Genomic DNA, 16888 nt, shown 5'->3' with positions numbered 1-16888 from the left:
AATTGGCAAAGCGATTCATATAATGGCTCCCACCTTTTGGGGTGTTGCGTTGTAGCGCTGAGTTCGTGGAGGGGTTCCCGAGTGGCCAAAGGGAGCAGATTGTAAATCTGCCACGAAAGTTTCGGTGGTTCGAATCCACCTCCCTCCACCATTTGCGGGTATGGTATAGTGGCTATTACCTCAGCCTTCCAAGCTGAAGAGGCGGGTTCGATTCCCGCTACCCGCTCCAATGCTCACGTAGCTCAGTTGGTAGAGCACACCCTTGGTAAGGGTGAGGTCGGCAGTTCAAATCTGCTCGTGAGCTCCAGCATTTCAATGCAAAAGATAGGTGGTGTTACCGCCTTTTTTATTGTCTGTTTTTTGGGCAGATACCCTTGCTTAGTAAAGCTTGTTTAGGTATCATCCTCCGCCCATACGAATGTAGGCCAATAGTTCAATTGGTAGAGCACCGGTTTCCAAAACCGGCTGTTGGGGGTTCGAGTCCCTCTTGGCCTGCCATCTTTCGTATCCTATTTCTTTGTTAGGGATCACCTGAAGTATGAGTTCGAGTACTGAAGCTCAAGCATCTCGCGGAGATGTGTTTAAGTGGGCGATTGTTGTTCTGCTAGTTGCGGTAGGCGTGATTGGCAATAACTATTATTCTGCTGAGTCACTATTGTATCGCTTGATAGCTATTTTAGTGTTGGCCGGTGTTGCTGGTTATATTGCGCTACAAACCGTGAAAGGAAAGTCTTTTTTTACTTTAGCAAAAGAAGCCAAGACTGAAATTCGCAGAGTTGTATGGCCGACCAGACAAGAGACTGTGCAAACTACTTTAATAGTGTTGGCGGTTGTTATTTTTATGTCTCTCGTGCTGTGGGGGGTGGATTCGCTCCTTGGTTGGATCGTTTCCTCGGTAATAAGTTAGGAGTTGCTCGTGACCAAACGATGGTATGTAGTACAAGCGTACTCAGGGTACGAAAAGCACGTAATGCGTTCGCTTATTGAGCGGGTGCAGGTTATGGGGCAAGAAGAGAATTTTGGTGACATCTTGGTTCCAACCGAAGAAGTGGTTGAAATTCGAGATGGCAAAAAGCGCAAGAGTGAAAGAAAGTTCTATCCAGGTTATGTATTAGTTCAGATGGATATGAATGATGGCTCTTGGCATTTGGTTAAAGGTACATCTCGCGTACTTGGTTTTATTGGTGGAACGGCAGACAAGCCTTCTCCAATTACAAGTCGTGAAGCGGATGCCATTCTTCAGCGAGTTAGTGACGGTGTTGATAAGCCTCGTCCTAAGACCTTGTTTGAAGTGGGTGAGGTGGTTCGTGTTAACGAAGGGCCATTTGCTGACTTTAACGGTGTGGTTGAAGAAGTGGATTACGATAAAAGCCGAATCAAGGTGGCGGTGCTTATATTTGGGCGCTCTACACCAGTTGATTTGGAATTTAGTCAGGTTGAAAAAGCCTGATTTTGTTGAACGGGTAGCCTTAGGGCTGTGACCCAATTGGAGTTAGAAAATGGCTAAGAAAGTCCAAGCTTACATCAAGCTACAAGTTAAAGCGGGTCAAGCGAACCCAAGTCCACCAGTTGGTCCAGCACTTGGTCAACACGGTGTGAACATTATGGAATTCTGTAAAGCGTTCAATGCCAAAACACAAGGCGTTGAGCCAGGTCTTCCAACACCTGTTATTATTACTGTTTACAGTGACCGTAGTTTCACATTCGAAACGAAGTCTACTCCTGCAGCCGTATTGCTTAAAAAAGCAGCTGGCTTGAAGAGTGGTTCTCCACGTCCAAACACTCAGAAAGTTGGTACGGTTACTCGTGCTCAACTAGAAGAGATCGTTGTTGCTAAGCAGGCTGATTTGACTGCTTCTAACATGGACGCAGCAGTTCGTACAATTGCTGGTAGCGCACGCGCTATGGGTCTAGAAGTTGAGGGTGTGAACTAATGGCTAAATTAACAAAACGCGCTCGCTTGATCGCAGAAAAAGTAGAAGCGACAAAAATGTACTCTGTAGAAGAGGCTGTTGCACTTTTGTCTGAAATTTCTACTGTTAAATTCAAAGAGTCTATCGACGTATCTGTAAACCTAGGCGTTGACCCACGTAAATCTGATCAGGTTGTTCGTGGTTCTACTGTATTGCCTCACGGTGCAGGTAAAGACGTTCGCGTTGCTGTGTTCGCACAAGGTGCAAATGCAGAAGCGGCTAAAGAAGCTGGCGCTGATGTTGTTGGTTTCGAAGACTTGGCTGAAAAAGTTAAAGCTGGCGAACTTGATTTCGACGTGGTTATTGCTTCTCCAGATGCAATGCGAATCGTTGGTCAATTGGGTCAAATCTTAGGCCCACGTGGTCTAATGCCTAACCCAAAAGTTGGCACAGTAACGCCTGATGTTGCAACTGCGGTTAAAAACGCAAAAGCAGGTCAAGCACGTTACCGTACAGACAAAAACGGTATCATCCATGCAGCAGTCGGTTCTATCGAATTCGCAGCGGATGCTATCCGAGGTAACCTAGAAGCGCTATTGGCTGACTTGCGTCGTGCTAAACCTGCTTCATCTAAAGGTATTTACCTGAAAAAAGTGACTTTGTCCTCTACAATGGGACCTGGTCTACAAATTGATCTAGGTGCTCTTACTTCCACGAAGTAAGCATTTAGATTATGCGCTTTGGGGTCTGCCTTCATGTATTTGTTGAGCAGGCCGTCAAAGACCGCAGGAACCTTTTGGGGTTTAATAACAACGTTGAAAAATGTTTGTCCTGCGCAGATGGTGTGGCCCGATTCAGATAAACTGGATCTAACTCACCAGCAAGTACTTCGAGTAATCGGAGAGTTGGTAAAAAATAGGGGAATTTATTCCCTGCTAATCCAGGAGAAAACCAGTGGCATTAGGTCTAGAAGACAAAAAAGCCATTGTCGCCGAAGTTAGCGAAGTTGCTAAAACTGCATTGTCTGCAGTAGTTGCTGATTCTCGCGGTGTTACCGTGGGCAATATGACAGCACTACGTAAAGAAGCGCGTGAAGCAGGTGTTTATGTACGTGTAGTACGTAACACATTGGCTCGCCGTGCAGTAGAAGGCACTGACTTCGAATGTCTAGCTGAGAGCTTTGTTGGTCCTACGTTGATCGCTTTCTCTAACGAGCACCCAGGTGCGGCCGCTCGTTTGTTAAAAGCGTTTGCTAAAGGCAACAAAGAATTTGAAGTGAAGGCGTTGGCGTTCAACGGTGAGTTGATCCCAGCTGGCGACATTGATCGTTTGGCAACACTGCCTACATACGACGAAGCTATTGCGAAACTGATGAGTGTTATTCAGGGCGCAACAAGCAAGTTTGTACGTACTCTTGCAGCGGTTCGCGATCAAAAAGAGCAAGAAGCGGCGTAATACGAGTTATCGTATCGTTTCTTGATAAATATTTTGTTTTATTGCCTTCGGGTAATTTTAAAGAATGCTAGGAATCTGAGTCATGGCTCTAACTAAAGAAGATATCATCAATGCAGTAGCAGAAATGTCTGTGATGGACGTTGTTGAACTAATTTCAGCAATGGAAGAAAAATTCGGCGTATCTGCAGCAGCTGCTGTTGCTGCGGGTCCTGCTGCTGATGCAGGCTCTGCTGCTGAAGAACAAACGGAATTTGACGTTATTCTTACTGGCGCAGGCGAGAAGAAAGTTAACGTAATCAAAGCAGTACGTGCAGCGACTGGTCTTGGCTTGAAAGAAGCTAAAGCAATCGTTGACGGCGCTCCAATGGCTGTTAAAGAAGGCGTGTCTAAAGACGACGCAGCCGCTCTTAAAGCAGCGCTTGAAGAAGCTGGTGCCTCTGTCGAAGTCAAGTAATGATACTTGTATTTCCAGATTTCGACCAATAGTCGAAATGGCTGGTGACATTATTGTCACCGGCCTTTTTGGGTTTCTAAAACTCAAATAAAACTTAAAGAATTTTCACGTGGGAGATAATGCTCCCATATATGGTAAGGCCTGATTTGGGCCTTTTGCGTCAATGTGCACAAGCTGGGGAATGCTGATGGCTTACTCATATACTGAGAAAAAACGTATCCGTAAGGATTTCGGTAAACTGCCGCCCGTTTTGGATGTGCCATACTTGCTGGCAATTCAGCTTGAATCCTACCGTAATTTTCTGCAAGAAGGCAAAAGCCTAGCAGAGCGTGGGGAATTAGGTCTGCATGGGGCCTTTAAATCTGTCTTTCCAATGGTCAGCTTTTCCGGCAATGCGGCGCTTGAATACGTCGATTACCGTTTAGGCAAGCCAGTCTTTGATGTTAAAGAGTGTCAGTTGCGTGGTGTTACTTACGCGGCGCCTCTTCGCGTTCGAGTTCGACTCATCATTTATGATAAAGAGTCCTCTAACAAAGCAATTAAAGACATACGCGAGCAAGAAGTCTACATGGGTGAAATTCCACTCATGACAGACAATGGTACGTTTGTAATTAATGGTACTGAGCGTGTTATTGTTTCTCAATTACACCGTTCACCTGGTGTGTTCTTCGACCACGACCGTGGTAAGACGCACTCTTCAGGCAAATTATTGCACTCTGCTCGTATTATTCCTTATCGCGGTTCTTGGTTGGACTTCGAGTTTGATCCAAAAGATTGTGTCTTCGTTCGTATTGACCGTCGTCGTAAGCTGCCGGCAACTATTTTGTTGCGCGCTTTGGGTTATGGTACTGAACAAATTCTGGATGCTTTCTTTGAAACAACACGCTTCTACTTGAAACGTGATGGATTTGAAATGGATTTGGTGGCGAATCGTCTACGTGGCGAGACGGCACTGTTTAACATTGCTGATGCCAATGGCGAGCTGATTGTAGAAGAAGGCCGTCGTATTACGGCTAAGCATATTCGCGTAATGGAAAAGGCCGGTCTTGAGCGCCTATCTGTTCCGCTTGAGTACATGCTTGGCAAGGTAACAGCAAAGAACTTGGTTCACCCTTCAACCGGCGAATTGATTTCTGAAGCGAACACTGAATTGTCTGTTGATTTGTTGGAAGCGCTAGTAGCTTCTGGTATCTCAGAAGTAGAAACGCTGTACACGAATGATTTGGACAATGGTCCATTTATTTCTGACACGCTTCGCATCGACCCAACCAGTAATCAGTTGGAAGCATTGGTTGAAATCTACCGCATGATGCGCCCTGGCGAGCCGCCAACTAAAGAATCAGCCGAAGGCTTGTTCCAAGGTTTGTTCTTCTCAGAAGATCGCTATGATTTGTCTGGCGTTGGTCGAATGAAATTCAACCGCCGTTTAGGTCGTGATGAAGATACGGGTCCAGGCATTCTAGACAACGACGACATTGTTGCTGTATTGAAAACCCTGCTAGATATCCGTAACGGTAACGGCATGGTGGATGATATCGATCACCTAGGTAACCGTCGTGTTCGTTCTGTTGGCGAAATGGCCGAGAACCAATTCCGTGTTGGTCTAGTTCGTGTTGAGCGAGCGGTTAAAGAGCGTCTGTCTATGGCGGAAGCTGATGGTCTGATGCCTCAAGATCTTCTTAATGCGAAGCCAGTAGCGGCGGCGATTAAAGAGTTCTTTGGTTCTAGCCAATTGTCTCAGTTCATGGACCAAAACAATCCTTTGTCTGAAGTGACGCACAAACGTCGCGTTTCAGCGTTAGGGCCTGGTGGTTTGACTCGTGAACGTGCTGGCTTTGAGGTGCGTGACGTACACGCGACTCACTACGGTCGTGTTTGTCCGATCGAAACACCAGAAGGACCAAACATCGGTCTGATCAACTCTCTGTCTACTTATGCGCGTACTAACAGCTACGGCTTCTTAGAAACGCCATACCGTAAGATTGTTGATGGCAAGATGACGGATGATACCGTTTATATCTCTGCGATTGATGAAGCGAAATACGTTATTGCCCAAGCGTCAGCGAACGTTGATAGCGAAGGCCGTTTGGTTGATGAGTTGGTTCAAGTGCGTCATATGCACGAAACCACTTTGATTCCAAAAGAAAAAGTAAATCTAATGGACGTTTCTCCACGTCAGGTTGTGTCTGTGGCGGCGTCTTTGATTCCGTTCCTAGAACACGATGATGCTAACCGAGCCTTGATGGGATCGAACATGCAACGTCAAGCCGTACCGACACTTAAGGCAGATAAGCCAGTTGTGGGTACAGGTATGGAGAAGAACGTCGCGAAGGACTCTGGTGTTTGTATCGTCGCGTCTCGCGGTGGTGTGATTGAGTCTGTTGATGCGAGCCGTATCGTTGTTCGTGTGAACTCAGAAGAAACAATCGCCGGTGAAGCGGGTGTAGATATCTACAATCTGACGAAATACGTGCGCTCTAACCAAAACACCTGTATCAACCAGCGTACTTTGGTAATGAAGGGTGAGAAGGTAGCTTCTGGTGACATTATGGCCGATGGCCCTTCTGTTGATATGGGTGATTTGGCGCTAGGTCAAAACATGCGTATTGCCTTCATGCCTTGGAACGGTTTCAACTTCGAGGACTCGATCCTAGTATCTGAGCGCGTTGTTGAGGAAGATCGTTTCACGTCTATCCACATTCAAGAATTAACCTGTGTGGCGCGTGATACTAAGCTTGGGCCAGAAGAGATTACCGCTGACATCCCTAACGTGGGTGAAGGTGCGCTGTCTAAACTGGATCAATCTGGCATCGTGTACATTGGTGCAGAAGTTGAGCCGGGCGATATTTTGGTCGGTAAGGTGACACCAAAAGGTGAAACACAACTTACCCCTGAAGAGAAGCTATTGCGAGCTATCTTCGGTGAGAAAGCGTCTGACGTGAAAGACACGTCACAGCGCGTAAAAACTGGCACACGCGGTACCGTTATCGATGTGCAAGTATTTACACGCGACGGCATCGAAAAAGATGACCGTGCTAAGTTCATCGAGAAATCGCAGCTTGACCAAGTTCGTAAAGACTTGAACGAAGAGTTCCGTATTGTTGAGAAAGCAACGTTTGAACGTTTAGCTGAAGCCCTAGTGGGTCAGCAAGCAGAAGGCGGTCCTAGCTTGGCTCGCAATGCGATTATTACGGAAGAATACTTGGCGAACCTAGATCACCCAGAGTGGTTTAAGATTCGTGTTGCTAATGAAGAAGCCAGTGAACAGCTTGAAAAAGCGCAAGCGGCTTTGATTGAGCGCCGTAAAGAGCTTGACGCTAAATTCGAAGATAAGAAACGCAAACTACAAACAGGTGACGATCTTGCACCTGGCGTTCTGAAAATCGTAAAAGTGTATGTTGCAATTAAGCGTCGTATCCAACCGGGCGATAAAATGGCCGGTCGTCATGGTAACAAGGGTGTAATTTCTAAAATTATGCCAGTGGAAGACATGCCGTACGATGAAAACGGTGATCCAGTTGATATCGTGTTGAACCCACTTGGTGTTCCATCGCGAATGAACGTAGGTCAGGTTTTGGAGACTCACTTAGGTGCAGCATCTAAAGGCTTGGGCCGTAAGATCAACGAAATGTTAGCCGTAGAGCGTGAGAAAGCTGAGGCCGTTGCAGAACTGCGTAGCTTCCTTGACGAAATCTACAATGGCTACGAAGGCGACTTGAAATGTGCCCGCACTGAAGACCTAGACAGCTTTACAGACGAAGAAATTTTGACTTTGGCAGGCAACCTTAAAGGTGGTGTTCCAATGGCGTCTGGTGCTTTCGACGGTGCGAAAGAAGCTGAAATCAAGCGTATGCTTCGATTGGCTGGCATTAATGAGAGTGGCCAAGTTAAGTTATTTAATGGTCGTACTGGTGATGCTTTCGAGCGCCCTGTAACAGTTGGTTACATGTACATGCTTAAGTTGAACCACTTGGTTGACGACAAAATGCACGCACGTTCTACCGGTTCTTACAGTTTGGTTACTCAGCAGCCACTGGGTGGTAAAGCACAGTTTGGTGGTCAGCGTTTCGGTGAGATGGAGGTATGGGCACTAGAAGCATACGGTGCCGCTTACACGCTACAAGAAATGTTGACTGTTAAGTCCGATGATGTGAATGGCCGTACGAAGATGTATAAAAACATCGTCGATGGTGATCACAGAATGGAGCCTGGCATGCCTGAGTCCTTCAACGTATTGGTCAAAGAGATTCGTTCTCTTGGTATCGATATCGAGTTGGAAACCGAATAAGCACGAATCACATTTGACCTGCTGGGGAGCAAGACTCCCCGGCCTTATGAGTGGGGCGAATACTACATGAAAGACTTATTAGGTCTTCTAAAATCACAAGGACAATCTGACGAGTTTGATGCGATCCGCATTGGCTTGGCGTCACCAGATATGATTCGTTCATGGTCTTACGGTGAAGTTAAGAAGCCGGAAACCATCAACTATCGTACGTTCAAACCAGAACGTGACGGTTTGTTTTGTGCAAAAATCTTTGGTCCTATCAAGGACTACGAATGTTTGTGTGGTAAATACAAGCGTTTAAAACACCGTGGTGTTATTTGTGAGAAGTGTGGCGTTGAAGTGGCTCTGTCTAAAGTGCGTCGTGAACGCATGGGTCACATCGAGCTTGCTTCGCCAGTTGCTCACATTTGGTTCCTAAAATCGCTTCCATCACGTATCGGTCTTATCATGGATATGACCTTGCGTGACATTGAGCGTGTTTTGTACTTTGAATCTTTCATCGTGATTGATCCAGGTATGACAACGCTTGATAAAGGCCAGTTGTTGAACGACGAGCAATATTTCGAAGCGCTAGAAGAGTTCGGTGACGAATTCGATGCCCGCATGGGTGCTGAAGCGGTTCAAATGTTGTTGCGCGACCTAGACATGCCTGCTGAAATTGAGAGCATGCGTGAAGAGCTAAACAGCACGAATTCTGAAACTCGTATTAAGAAGTTGTCTAAGCGTCTTAAGCTGGTAGAAGCTTTCTATCATTCTGGAAATAACCCAGAATGGATGGTGTTGGACGTATTGCCTGTTCTTCCGCCAGATCTTCGTCCATTGGTACCACTGGAAGGTGGCCGTTTTGCGACGTCTGATTTGAACGACCTTTACCGTCGTGTGATTAACCGTAACAACCGTCTAAAACGTCTACTTGAGCTTTCTGCTCCAGACATCATCGTGCGTAACGAAAAGCGTATGTTGCAAGAGTCTGTTGATGCATTGCTTGATAATGGTCGCCGTGGCCGCGCGATTACCGGTTCTAACAAACGTCCTCTAAAATCTTTGGCTGATATGATCAAAGGTAAGCAGGGTCGTTTCCGTCAGAACTTGCTAGGTAAGCGTGTTGACTATTCTGGTCGTTCGGTAATCACTGTAGGCCCATCACTGCGTCTACATCAGTGTGGTCTACCTAAGAAAATGGCACTTGAGCTGTTCAAGCCATTCATTTTCTCTAAGCTTGAACTTCGTGGCATGGCAACGACGATCAAAGCAGCGAAGAAGATGGTTGAGCGCGAAACACCTGAAGTGTGGGATATCCTTGATGAGGTTATCCGCGAACATCCAGTGATGTTGAACCGTGCGCCAACACTTCACCGTTTGGGTATCCAAGCGTTTGAACCTATGTTGATCGAAGGTAAAGCGATTCAGTTGCACCCATTAGTTTGTGCAGCTTACAACGCCGACTTCGATGGTGACCAAATGGCGGTTCACGTTCCGTTGACTATTGAAGCGCAGCTTGAAGCCCGTGCTTTGATGATGTCTACGAACAACATCCTTTCACCAGCAAACGGCGAGCCGATCATCGTACCTTCTCAGGACGTTGTATTGGGTCTGTACTACATGACTCGTGAGAAAATCAATGCCAAAGGTGAAGGCATGGCGTTTTCTGACATCAAAGAAGTACACCGTGCGTATGGTGCGAAACAAGTTGAATTGCATGCGAAAGTAAAAGTTCGTATTAGCCAAGTGGATACTACGCTTGATGGTGACAAAGTGCCGTCGACGTTCGTTGCTGACACAACAGTTGGTCGTGCACTATTGTTTGATATCGTTCCTGATGGTCTTCCCTTCTCTGTGGTTAACCAAACCATGAAGAAAAAGGCGATCTCTAACCTAATCAACGAGTGTTACCGTAAAGTTGGCTTGAAAGAGAGCTGTGTCTTTGCAGACCAATTGATGTACACAGGTTTTGCTTACGCAACATCGTCAGGTTCTTCTGTTGGTGTGGATGATTTTGTTATTCCACCAGAAAAAGTTGACATCATTGCGAAAGCCGAAGCAGAAGTAAAAGAAATCGAATATCAATATGCGGATGGTCTTGTTACACAAGGCGAGAAGTACAACAAAGTAATCGATTTATGGTCTCGTACTAACGAAACCGTTACTGAAGCCATGATGAAAAACTTGGCAAAAGAGACCACTGTCAATAAAGCGGGTGAAACGGTTGAACAACAATCTTTTAACTCAGTTTATATGATGGCCGACTCTGGTGCCCGTGGTAGTGTGGCTCAGATGCGTCAGCTTGGCGGTATGCGTGGTTTGATGGCGAAACCAGATGGTTCCATCATCGAAACACCGATCACTGCGAACTTCCGTGAAGGTTTGTCTGTACTGCAGTACTTTACCTCTACTCACGGTGCGCGTAAGGGTCTTGCTGATACGGCATTGAAAACAGCGAACTCCGGTTACTTAACCCGTCGTCTTGTTGACGTAGCGCAGGATTTGGTTGTTACCGAGGTAGATTGTGGCTCGACAAACGGTATTTCCGTGGCGGCTATGATTGAAGGGGGTGACGTTGTTGTGCCTCTAGGTCATCGCGTACTAGGGCGTGTTGTTGCTCAAGACGTATTGGATGCGAAAGGCAACCTTGTTTTATCTTCTGGTACTTTGATCGATGAGCATGATGTTCGTACTATCGAGGCTGCGGGTGTGGATGAGATGATCATTCGCTCTGTTATCACTTGTGATACGCGTCATGGTGTTTGTGCGAAATGTTATGGCCGTGATCTGGCTCGTGGTCACCAGGTGAACATTGGTGAAGCGATCGGTGTTGTGGCAGCACAATCCATCGGTGAACCTGGTACACAGTTGACGATGCGTACTTTCCACATCGGTGGTGCGGCGTCTCGAGCGTCTGCAGTCGACAGTGTTCAAGTGAAGAGTGCTGGTACGGTTCGTTTCAACAAAATGAAGAGTATTGAGCGTCATACTGGTCACCTAGTCGTTGCGTCTCGTTCTTCAGAGTTGGCTATTGCCGATGAGGCAGGTCGTGAGAAAGAGCGTTATAAGCTTCCTTACGGTGCCGTGTTGAGTGTTCGTGAAGGTGATCAAGTAACAGCAGGTCAAATCGTTGCTAACTGGGATCCGCATACACACCCAATTGTATCTGAGATGGAAGGCCGTCTAGAGTTTAGCGGTATGGAAGAAAACGTCACTATCCGTCGTCAATCTGACGAAATGACCGGTTTAACCACCATTGAGGTTATGGAAGTGCGTGATCGTCCAGCGGCAGGTAAAGACTTGCGCCCGATGATTGCAGTGGTAGACACAGAAGGTAATCCTGTGTTGATTCCTGGTACGGATTCTCCAGTGCAATACATGCTGCCAGAAAAAGCGTTGTTGAGCCTTGATCATGGTGCAACGGTTAAATCTGGTGAAGTGTTGGCTCGTATTCCACAAGAATCTCAAGGTAACAAAGATATTACCGGTGGTTTGCCACGAGTGGCAGATTTGTTCGAAGCGCGCCGTCCAAAAGATCCTGCTGTAATGGCAGAGACAAGTGGTGTGGTGAGCTTTGGTAAAGAAACTAAAGGTAAGATTCGTTTGGTGATCACGCCACAAAACGGTGATGACCCAGTGGAGACTTTGATTCCGAAATGGCGTCAAATCAACATATTTGATGGTGAAGAAGTAGCAAAAGGTGAGATTATTGCCGACGGTCCTTTGAGCCCTCATGATATCTTGCGTCTTCAAGGTGTAGAGGCATTAGCTGACTACATTACGAATGAAGTGCAAGAAGTTTACCGCTTACAGGGCGTTGTGATTAACGATAAGCACATTGAAGTTATCGTTAACCAAATGTTACGTAAAGTGGAAGTGGGTGAGTCTGGTGATACAGATCTTATTCAAGGTGACCAAGTTGAGTACACTCAATTATTGGACGCAAACGAGAAAGCGGAAGCAGAGAGTAAATTCCCAGCTAAGTTTGAACGTGTGCTTCTAGGTATCACCAAAGCTTCTTTGGCAACGGAGTCCTTTATATCAGCCGCTTCTTTCCAAGAGACAACTCGAGTCTTAACCGAAGGTGCAGTAACTGGTAAGAAAGATCACTTACGTGGCCTTAAAGAAAACGTTGTAGTAGGTCGCTTGATACCAGCAGGTACAGGTTTGGCATACCACAATGAGCGCAAGCGTAAGAAAGAGCTTGCGTTGGCAGCGAAGGAAGGAAGTTCGACAGTAAGTGCATCCGATGTGGAAGAAGCATTGAGTGCAGCACTGAAAGACTAGTTATTTGCTGTTAAATCGCAGGGGAGGTGATTTTTTAGTCGCCTCCCTATTGACTGTTTTATAGGCGCAAATTACACTTGCGCCTCCTTAATTTTGGCGATTTCCGCCATAAGAATTGGATTTGTGGAGCTTGTCTAATGGCAACCGTTAACCAGTTGGTTCGTAAACCACGTAAACGTAAAGTGGCAAAGAGTGACGTTCCTGCGTTACAAGCTTGTCCGCAACGCCGCGGTGTCTGCACTCGCGTATATACTACTACTCCTAAAAAGCCTAACTCGGCTTTGCGTAAAGTATGTCGTGTTCGCTTGACTAACGGCTTTGAAGTAACTTCCTACATCGGTGGTGAAGGTCACAACCTGCAAGAACACAGTGTAGTGCTGATTCGCGGCGGTCGTGTAAAAGACCTTCCTGGTGTTCGTTACCACACAGTACGTGGTAGCTTGGATACTTCAGGCGTACAAAATCGTAAGCAAGGCCGTTCTAAATACGGTACTAAACGTCCTAAGTAAGCTAAAGCTGCTTAATTTATCGTTTAGACATAATTTTTTAATACAGTAAGGCCGAGCAATATTTCATTGTCTCGGGCGAACCTGAAGAGGATATTGCAATGCCTAGAAGACGCGTTGTCGCCAAGCGTGAAGTCCTTCCGGATCCTAAACACGGAAGCCAGCTTCTTGCTAAGTTCATTAACCACGTAATGGTTAGTGGCAAGAAATCTGTTGCAGAAAGCATTGTTTACAATGCTCTAAATACTGTTGCAACACGTGCTAAAACTGAAGAGCCAATGGCGATCTTCGAAAAAGCACTAGAATCCATCCAGCCAATGGTTGAGGTTAAGTCTCGCCGTGTTGGTGGTGCGACTTATCAAGTCCCTGTTGAAGTACGTCCAGCACGTCGCGCAGCTTTGTCTATGCGTTGGTTGGTTGATGCTTCACGTAAGCGTGGTGAAAAATCCATGGCTTTGCGTCTTGCAGGTGAAATCCTAGATGCTGCTGAAAATAAAGGTTCTGCTGTTAAGAAACGTGAAGACGTTCATCGCATGGCAGAAGCTAACAAAGCATTCTCTCACTACCGTTTCTAATCATCCCCAGAAGGATACACAGTGGCACGTAAAACACCTATCAACCGCTACCGAAACATTGGTATTTGTGCGCACGTTGATGCAGGTAAAACGACGACAACTGAACGCGTTCTTTTCTATACAGGTCTGTCCCACAAGATTGGTGAGGTGCACGATGGTGCAGCCACTATGGATTGGATGGAGCAAGAGCAAGAGCGCGGTATCACGATAACTTCAGCAGCAACAACCTGCTTCTGGAGTGGAATGAATAAGCAGTTCGATGAGCATCGTGTCAATATTATAGACACACCTGGGCACGTAGACTTTACGATTGAAGTAGAGCGTTCTTTGCGTGTTCTGGATGGTGCTGTTGTTGTGTTGTGTGGTTCTTCGGGTGTGCAGCCTCAAACTGAGACAGTCTGGCGTCAAGCTAATAAATATGAAGTCCCGCGTATGGTGTTCGTCAATAAGATGGACCGTACCGGAGCCGATTATTTTTCAGTTGTTCGTCAGCTGGCAACTCGTCTAGGTGCAAATGCTGTCCCTATTCAGATCAACGTCGGCGCTGAAGAAGATTTCAAAGGCGTTATCGACTTGGTGTTGATGAAGACCATAATGTGGAATGAAGAAGATCATGGTATGACATTCTCTCTTGAGGATATACCTGCTGATTTGCTTGATGAAGCATTAGAGTGGCGTGAAAAGATGGTTGAGGCCGCCGCAGAAGCGAACGATGAGTTGATGGAGAAATACCTTGAAGAAGGTGAGCTTTCCATTGATGAGATTAAGAGTGGTCTACGAATTCGTACATTAGCCAACGAAATTGTGTTGGTAACTTGCGGTTCCGCCTTTAAAAATAAAGGTGTTCAGGCTGTTCTGGATGCTGTTGTTGAATATTTGCCTTCTCCGCTTGAAGTAAAAGCGATAGAAGGGACGCTAGAGGATGGAGAAACACCTGTTGCTCGAGTCGCTGATGATGAGGCTCCGTTCTCTGCATTGGCGTTTAAGATTGCAACCGATCCTTTTGTGGGCACATTGACATTTATGCGCGTGTATTCAGGTATGTTGCGTTCCGGTGATGCCGTTTACAATTCTGTTAAGCAGAAGCGTGAGCGTATTGGGCGCATGGTGCAGATGCATGCTAATAATCGTGAAGAGATCAAAGAAGTGTTGGCAGGCGATATTGCTGCTGCCGTGGGGATGAAGTTTGTCACCACAGGAGATACTCTTTGTGACATGAATGATGTTGTTGTGCTTGAGCGTATGGAGTTTCCAGAGCCTGTTATTTCTGTGGCCGTTGAGCCCAAGTCTCAAGCAGACCAAGATAAAATGGGTGTTGCGTTAGGTAAGCTAGCGCAAGAAGATCCTTCTTTTCGTGTGGAGACGCATGAGGAGACAGGTCAAACAATTATTTCCGGTATGGGTGAGCTGCACCTTGATATTCTTGTCGACCGTATGCGTCGTGAGTTTAAGGTAGAGGCGAACATTGGTAAGCCTCAGGTTTCCTATCGGGAGAAAATTCGCAAAGAAGTGGTGGTTAATCACAAATTTGTGCGTCAATCCGGTGGTCGTGGTCAATACGGTCACGTCGTAATGAAGTTGATTCCAACCGATAAGGATGGGCTTGAGTTTGTTAACGAGATTGTTGGTGGTGCTATTCCTAAAGAATACATCCCTGCAGTAGAAAAGGGTGTTTCGGAGCAAATGAAGAATGGCGTTATCGCTGGCTACCCTTTATTGGGTGTTAAGGTGGTGTTATTCGATGGTTCATACCATGATGTTGACTCCAATGAAATGGCCTTTAAAATTGCAGCTTCTCAGGGATTAAGAAAAGGAGCGGCAGATGCTGATCCTTGTGTTCTTGAACCTGTAATGAAAGTGGAAGTTGTGACTCCTGAAGAATACATGGGCGATGTGATGGGTGACCTGAATCGTCGTCGTGGTCTTGTTCAGGGGATGGACGATTCCCCGTCAGGGAAAATTATTCGAGCAGAAGTGCCTTTAGGGGAGATGTTTGGGTATGCAACTGACGTGCGTAGCTTGTCGCAAGGGCGTGCGAGTTATGCAATGGAGTTTGAGAAATACGCTGAAGCACCGGCTAGTGTGGCAGACGCGATCATCAAAAATGAAGATTAATCATCATACTTACTAATTCTTAAGGTGTATGTATCATGGCAAAGAGTAAATTTGAACGTAATAAACCGCACGTTAACGTTGGCACTATCGGTCACGTTGACCATGGTAAAACAACTCTAACTGCAGCATTGACTCGTGTATGTGCAGAAGTATTCGGCGGAACAGCTGTTGCTTTTGATGGTATCGATAATGCGCCAGAAGAGCGTGAGCGTGGTATCACTATCTCTACTTCACACGTAGAGTATGATTCTCCAATTCGTCACTACGCACACGTAGACTGCCCAGGACACGCCGATTATGTTAAAAACATGATCACTGGTGCTGCTCAAATGGACGGCGCTATCCTTGTTTGTGGCGCGACTGACGGCCCTATGCCTCAGACTCGTGAGCACATCCTTCTTTCTCGCCAAGTAGGTGTTCCATACATCGTAGTTTTCCTTAACAAGTCTGACTTGTTGGCTGAAGACTGTGGTGGTGCGGATTCTGAAGAATACGCAGAAATGCTAGAATTGGTTGAGATGGAACTACGTGACCTTCTTTCCGAATATGACTTCCCAGGTGATGATACTCCAATCATCCCAGGTTCTGCTTTGATGGCATTGAACGGCGAAGACGACAACGAAATGGGTACTACTGCCGTTAAGAAATTGGTTGAGACTCTAGACGAGTACATTCCTGAGCCAGAGCGTGCTATCGATGGTGCTTTCATCATGCCTATCGAGGACGTATTCTCTATCCAAGGTCGTGGTACTGTTGTTACTGGTCGTGTTGAGCGTGGTATCATCAAAATTCAAGAAGAAGTTGAAATCGTTGGTATCGTTGATACTACGAAAACAACTTGTACTGGTGTTGAGATGTTCCGTAAGCTTCTAGACGAAGGTCGTGCTGGTGAGAACTGTGGTATTCTTCTACGTGGTACTAAGCGTGAAGACGTTCAGCGTGGTCAAGTATTGGCTAAGCCTGGTTCAATCACTCCTCACACTGAGTTTGAAGCAGAAGTATACGTGTTGGGTAAAGATGAAGGTGGTCGTCACACTCCATTCTTCAAAGGCTACCGTCCACAGTTCTACTTCCGTACAACTGACGTAACTGGTGCTTGTTCTCTTCCAGAAGGCGTAGAAATGGTTATGCCTGGTGATAACATCCAAATGACTGTTGAACTGATTCACCCAATCGCGATGGACGAAGGTCTACGTTTCGCGATCCGTGAAGGCGGTCGTACAGTTGGTGCTGGTGTTGTAGCTAAAATCCTTAAGTAATAAATAGAAATATTTATTTGCTTTGATTTAAAAAAAGCCACTCGCTAATCGAGT

At 46.2% G+C, this 16888-nt stretch carries 12 protein-coding genes and 4 tRNA genes; all 16 read left to right on the top strand.

Annotation, left to right across the window (positions count from 1 at the left end; genetic code table 11):
- The first annotated feature begins 67 nt into the window (after window positions 1–67).
- The 16 genes from J9B83_RS10535 (at window position 68) to tuf (ending at window position 16834) form a co-directional block, all read left to right on the top strand.
- Window positions 68–151, top strand: a tRNA-Tyr gene (locus J9B83_RS10535).
- Between the two features lie 3 nt (window positions 152–154).
- Window positions 155–229: transfer RNA gene (locus tag J9B83_RS10530), tRNA-Gly, on the top strand.
- 2 nt (window positions 230–231) lie between these two features.
- Window positions 232–307, top strand: a tRNA-Thr gene (locus tag J9B83_RS10525).
- Between the two features lie 115 nt (window positions 308–422).
- Window positions 423–498 (top strand) — tRNA-Trp (locus tag J9B83_RS10520).
- Between the two features lie 40 nt (window positions 499–538).
- Entirely contained in the window at window positions 539–907 is a 369-nt protein-coding gene (gene secE, locus J9B83_RS10515) for a preprotein translocase subunit SecE (RefSeq protein WP_211536703.1), read from the top strand.
- A 9-nt stretch (window positions 908–916) separates the two neighbouring features.
- Window positions 917–1450 carry a transcription termination/antitermination protein NusG gene (gene nusG / locus J9B83_RS10510; protein WP_211536702.1) on the top strand — a complete coding sequence of 178 codons (534 nt, stop codon included), beginning with the start codon at window positions 917–919 and terminating at the stop codon, window positions 1448–1450.
- A gap of 49 nt (window positions 1451–1499) precedes the next feature.
- A complete protein-coding gene (rplK, locus tag J9B83_RS10505; RefSeq protein WP_211536701.1) occupies window positions 1500–1934 on the top strand; it encodes a 50S ribosomal protein L11 in 435 nt (144 codons plus the stop codon).
- On the top strand, window positions 1934–2635 hold the full coding sequence (rplA, locus tag J9B83_RS10500; protein WP_211536700.1) for a 50S ribosomal protein L1: 702 nt from the start codon (window positions 1934–1936) through the stop codon (window positions 2633–2635). Before rplK ends, rplA begins: the two co-directional genes overlap by 1 nt.
- 232 nt (window positions 2636–2867) lie before the next feature.
- The gene (rplJ, locus tag J9B83_RS10495; protein WP_211536699.1) at window positions 2868–3368 is read left to right on the top strand and encodes a 50S ribosomal protein L10; all 501 of its coding nucleotides are present in this window, start codon (window positions 2868–2870) and stop codon (window positions 3366–3368) included.
- A gap of 82 nt (window positions 3369–3450) precedes the next feature.
- Window positions 3451–3822: a 50S ribosomal protein L7/L12 gene (gene rplL, locus J9B83_RS10490; RefSeq protein ID WP_211536698.1), complete on the top strand. Its 372-nt coding sequence runs from the start codon at window positions 3451–3453 to the stop codon at window positions 3820–3822.
- Between the two features lie 187 nt (window positions 3823–4009).
- Window positions 4010–8110: a DNA-directed RNA polymerase subunit beta gene (gene rpoB, locus J9B83_RS10485; protein ID WP_211536697.1), complete on the top strand. Its 4101-nt coding sequence runs from the start codon at window positions 4010–4012 to the stop codon at window positions 8108–8110.
- Between the two features lie 66 nt (window positions 8111–8176).
- The gene (rpoC, locus tag J9B83_RS10480; protein WP_211536696.1) at window positions 8177–12379 is read left to right on the top strand and encodes a DNA-directed RNA polymerase subunit beta'; all 4203 of its coding nucleotides are present in this window, start codon (window positions 8177–8179) and stop codon (window positions 12377–12379) included.
- A 137-nt stretch (window positions 12380–12516) separates the two neighbouring features.
- The gene (gene rpsL / locus J9B83_RS10475; RefSeq protein ID WP_013659444.1) at window positions 12517–12888 is read left to right on the top strand and encodes a 30S ribosomal protein S12; all 372 of its coding nucleotides are present in this window, start codon (window positions 12517–12519) and stop codon (window positions 12886–12888) included.
- 98 nt (window positions 12889–12986) lie between these two features.
- Window positions 12987–13460: a 30S ribosomal protein S7 gene (rpsG, locus tag J9B83_RS10470; protein WP_211536695.1), complete on the top strand. Its 474-nt coding sequence runs from the start codon at window positions 12987–12989 to the stop codon at window positions 13458–13460.
- 21 nt (window positions 13461–13481) lie between these two features.
- A complete protein-coding gene (gene fusA / locus J9B83_RS10465) occupies window positions 13482–15575 on the top strand; it encodes an elongation factor G (protein WP_211536694.1) in 2094 nt (697 codons plus the stop codon).
- 35 nt (window positions 15576–15610) lie between these two features.
- Window positions 15611–16834, top strand: a complete 1224-nt coding sequence (gene tuf / locus J9B83_RS10460) for an elongation factor Tu (RefSeq protein ID WP_211536693.1) — start codon at window positions 15611–15613, stop codon at window positions 16832–16834.
- Window positions 16835–16888: the final 54 nt, after the last annotated feature.

Origin of the sequence: Marinomonas vulgaris, from assembly GCF_018145875.1 — a bacterium.
In the GTDB taxonomy this organism is placed as follows: domain Bacteria; phylum Pseudomonadota; class Gammaproteobacteria; order Pseudomonadales; family Marinomonadaceae; genus Marinomonas; species Marinomonas vulgaris.
The sequence above is the reverse complement of the archived record's forward strand: the minus strand, read 5'-3'. Positions and strand labels throughout refer to the sequence as shown.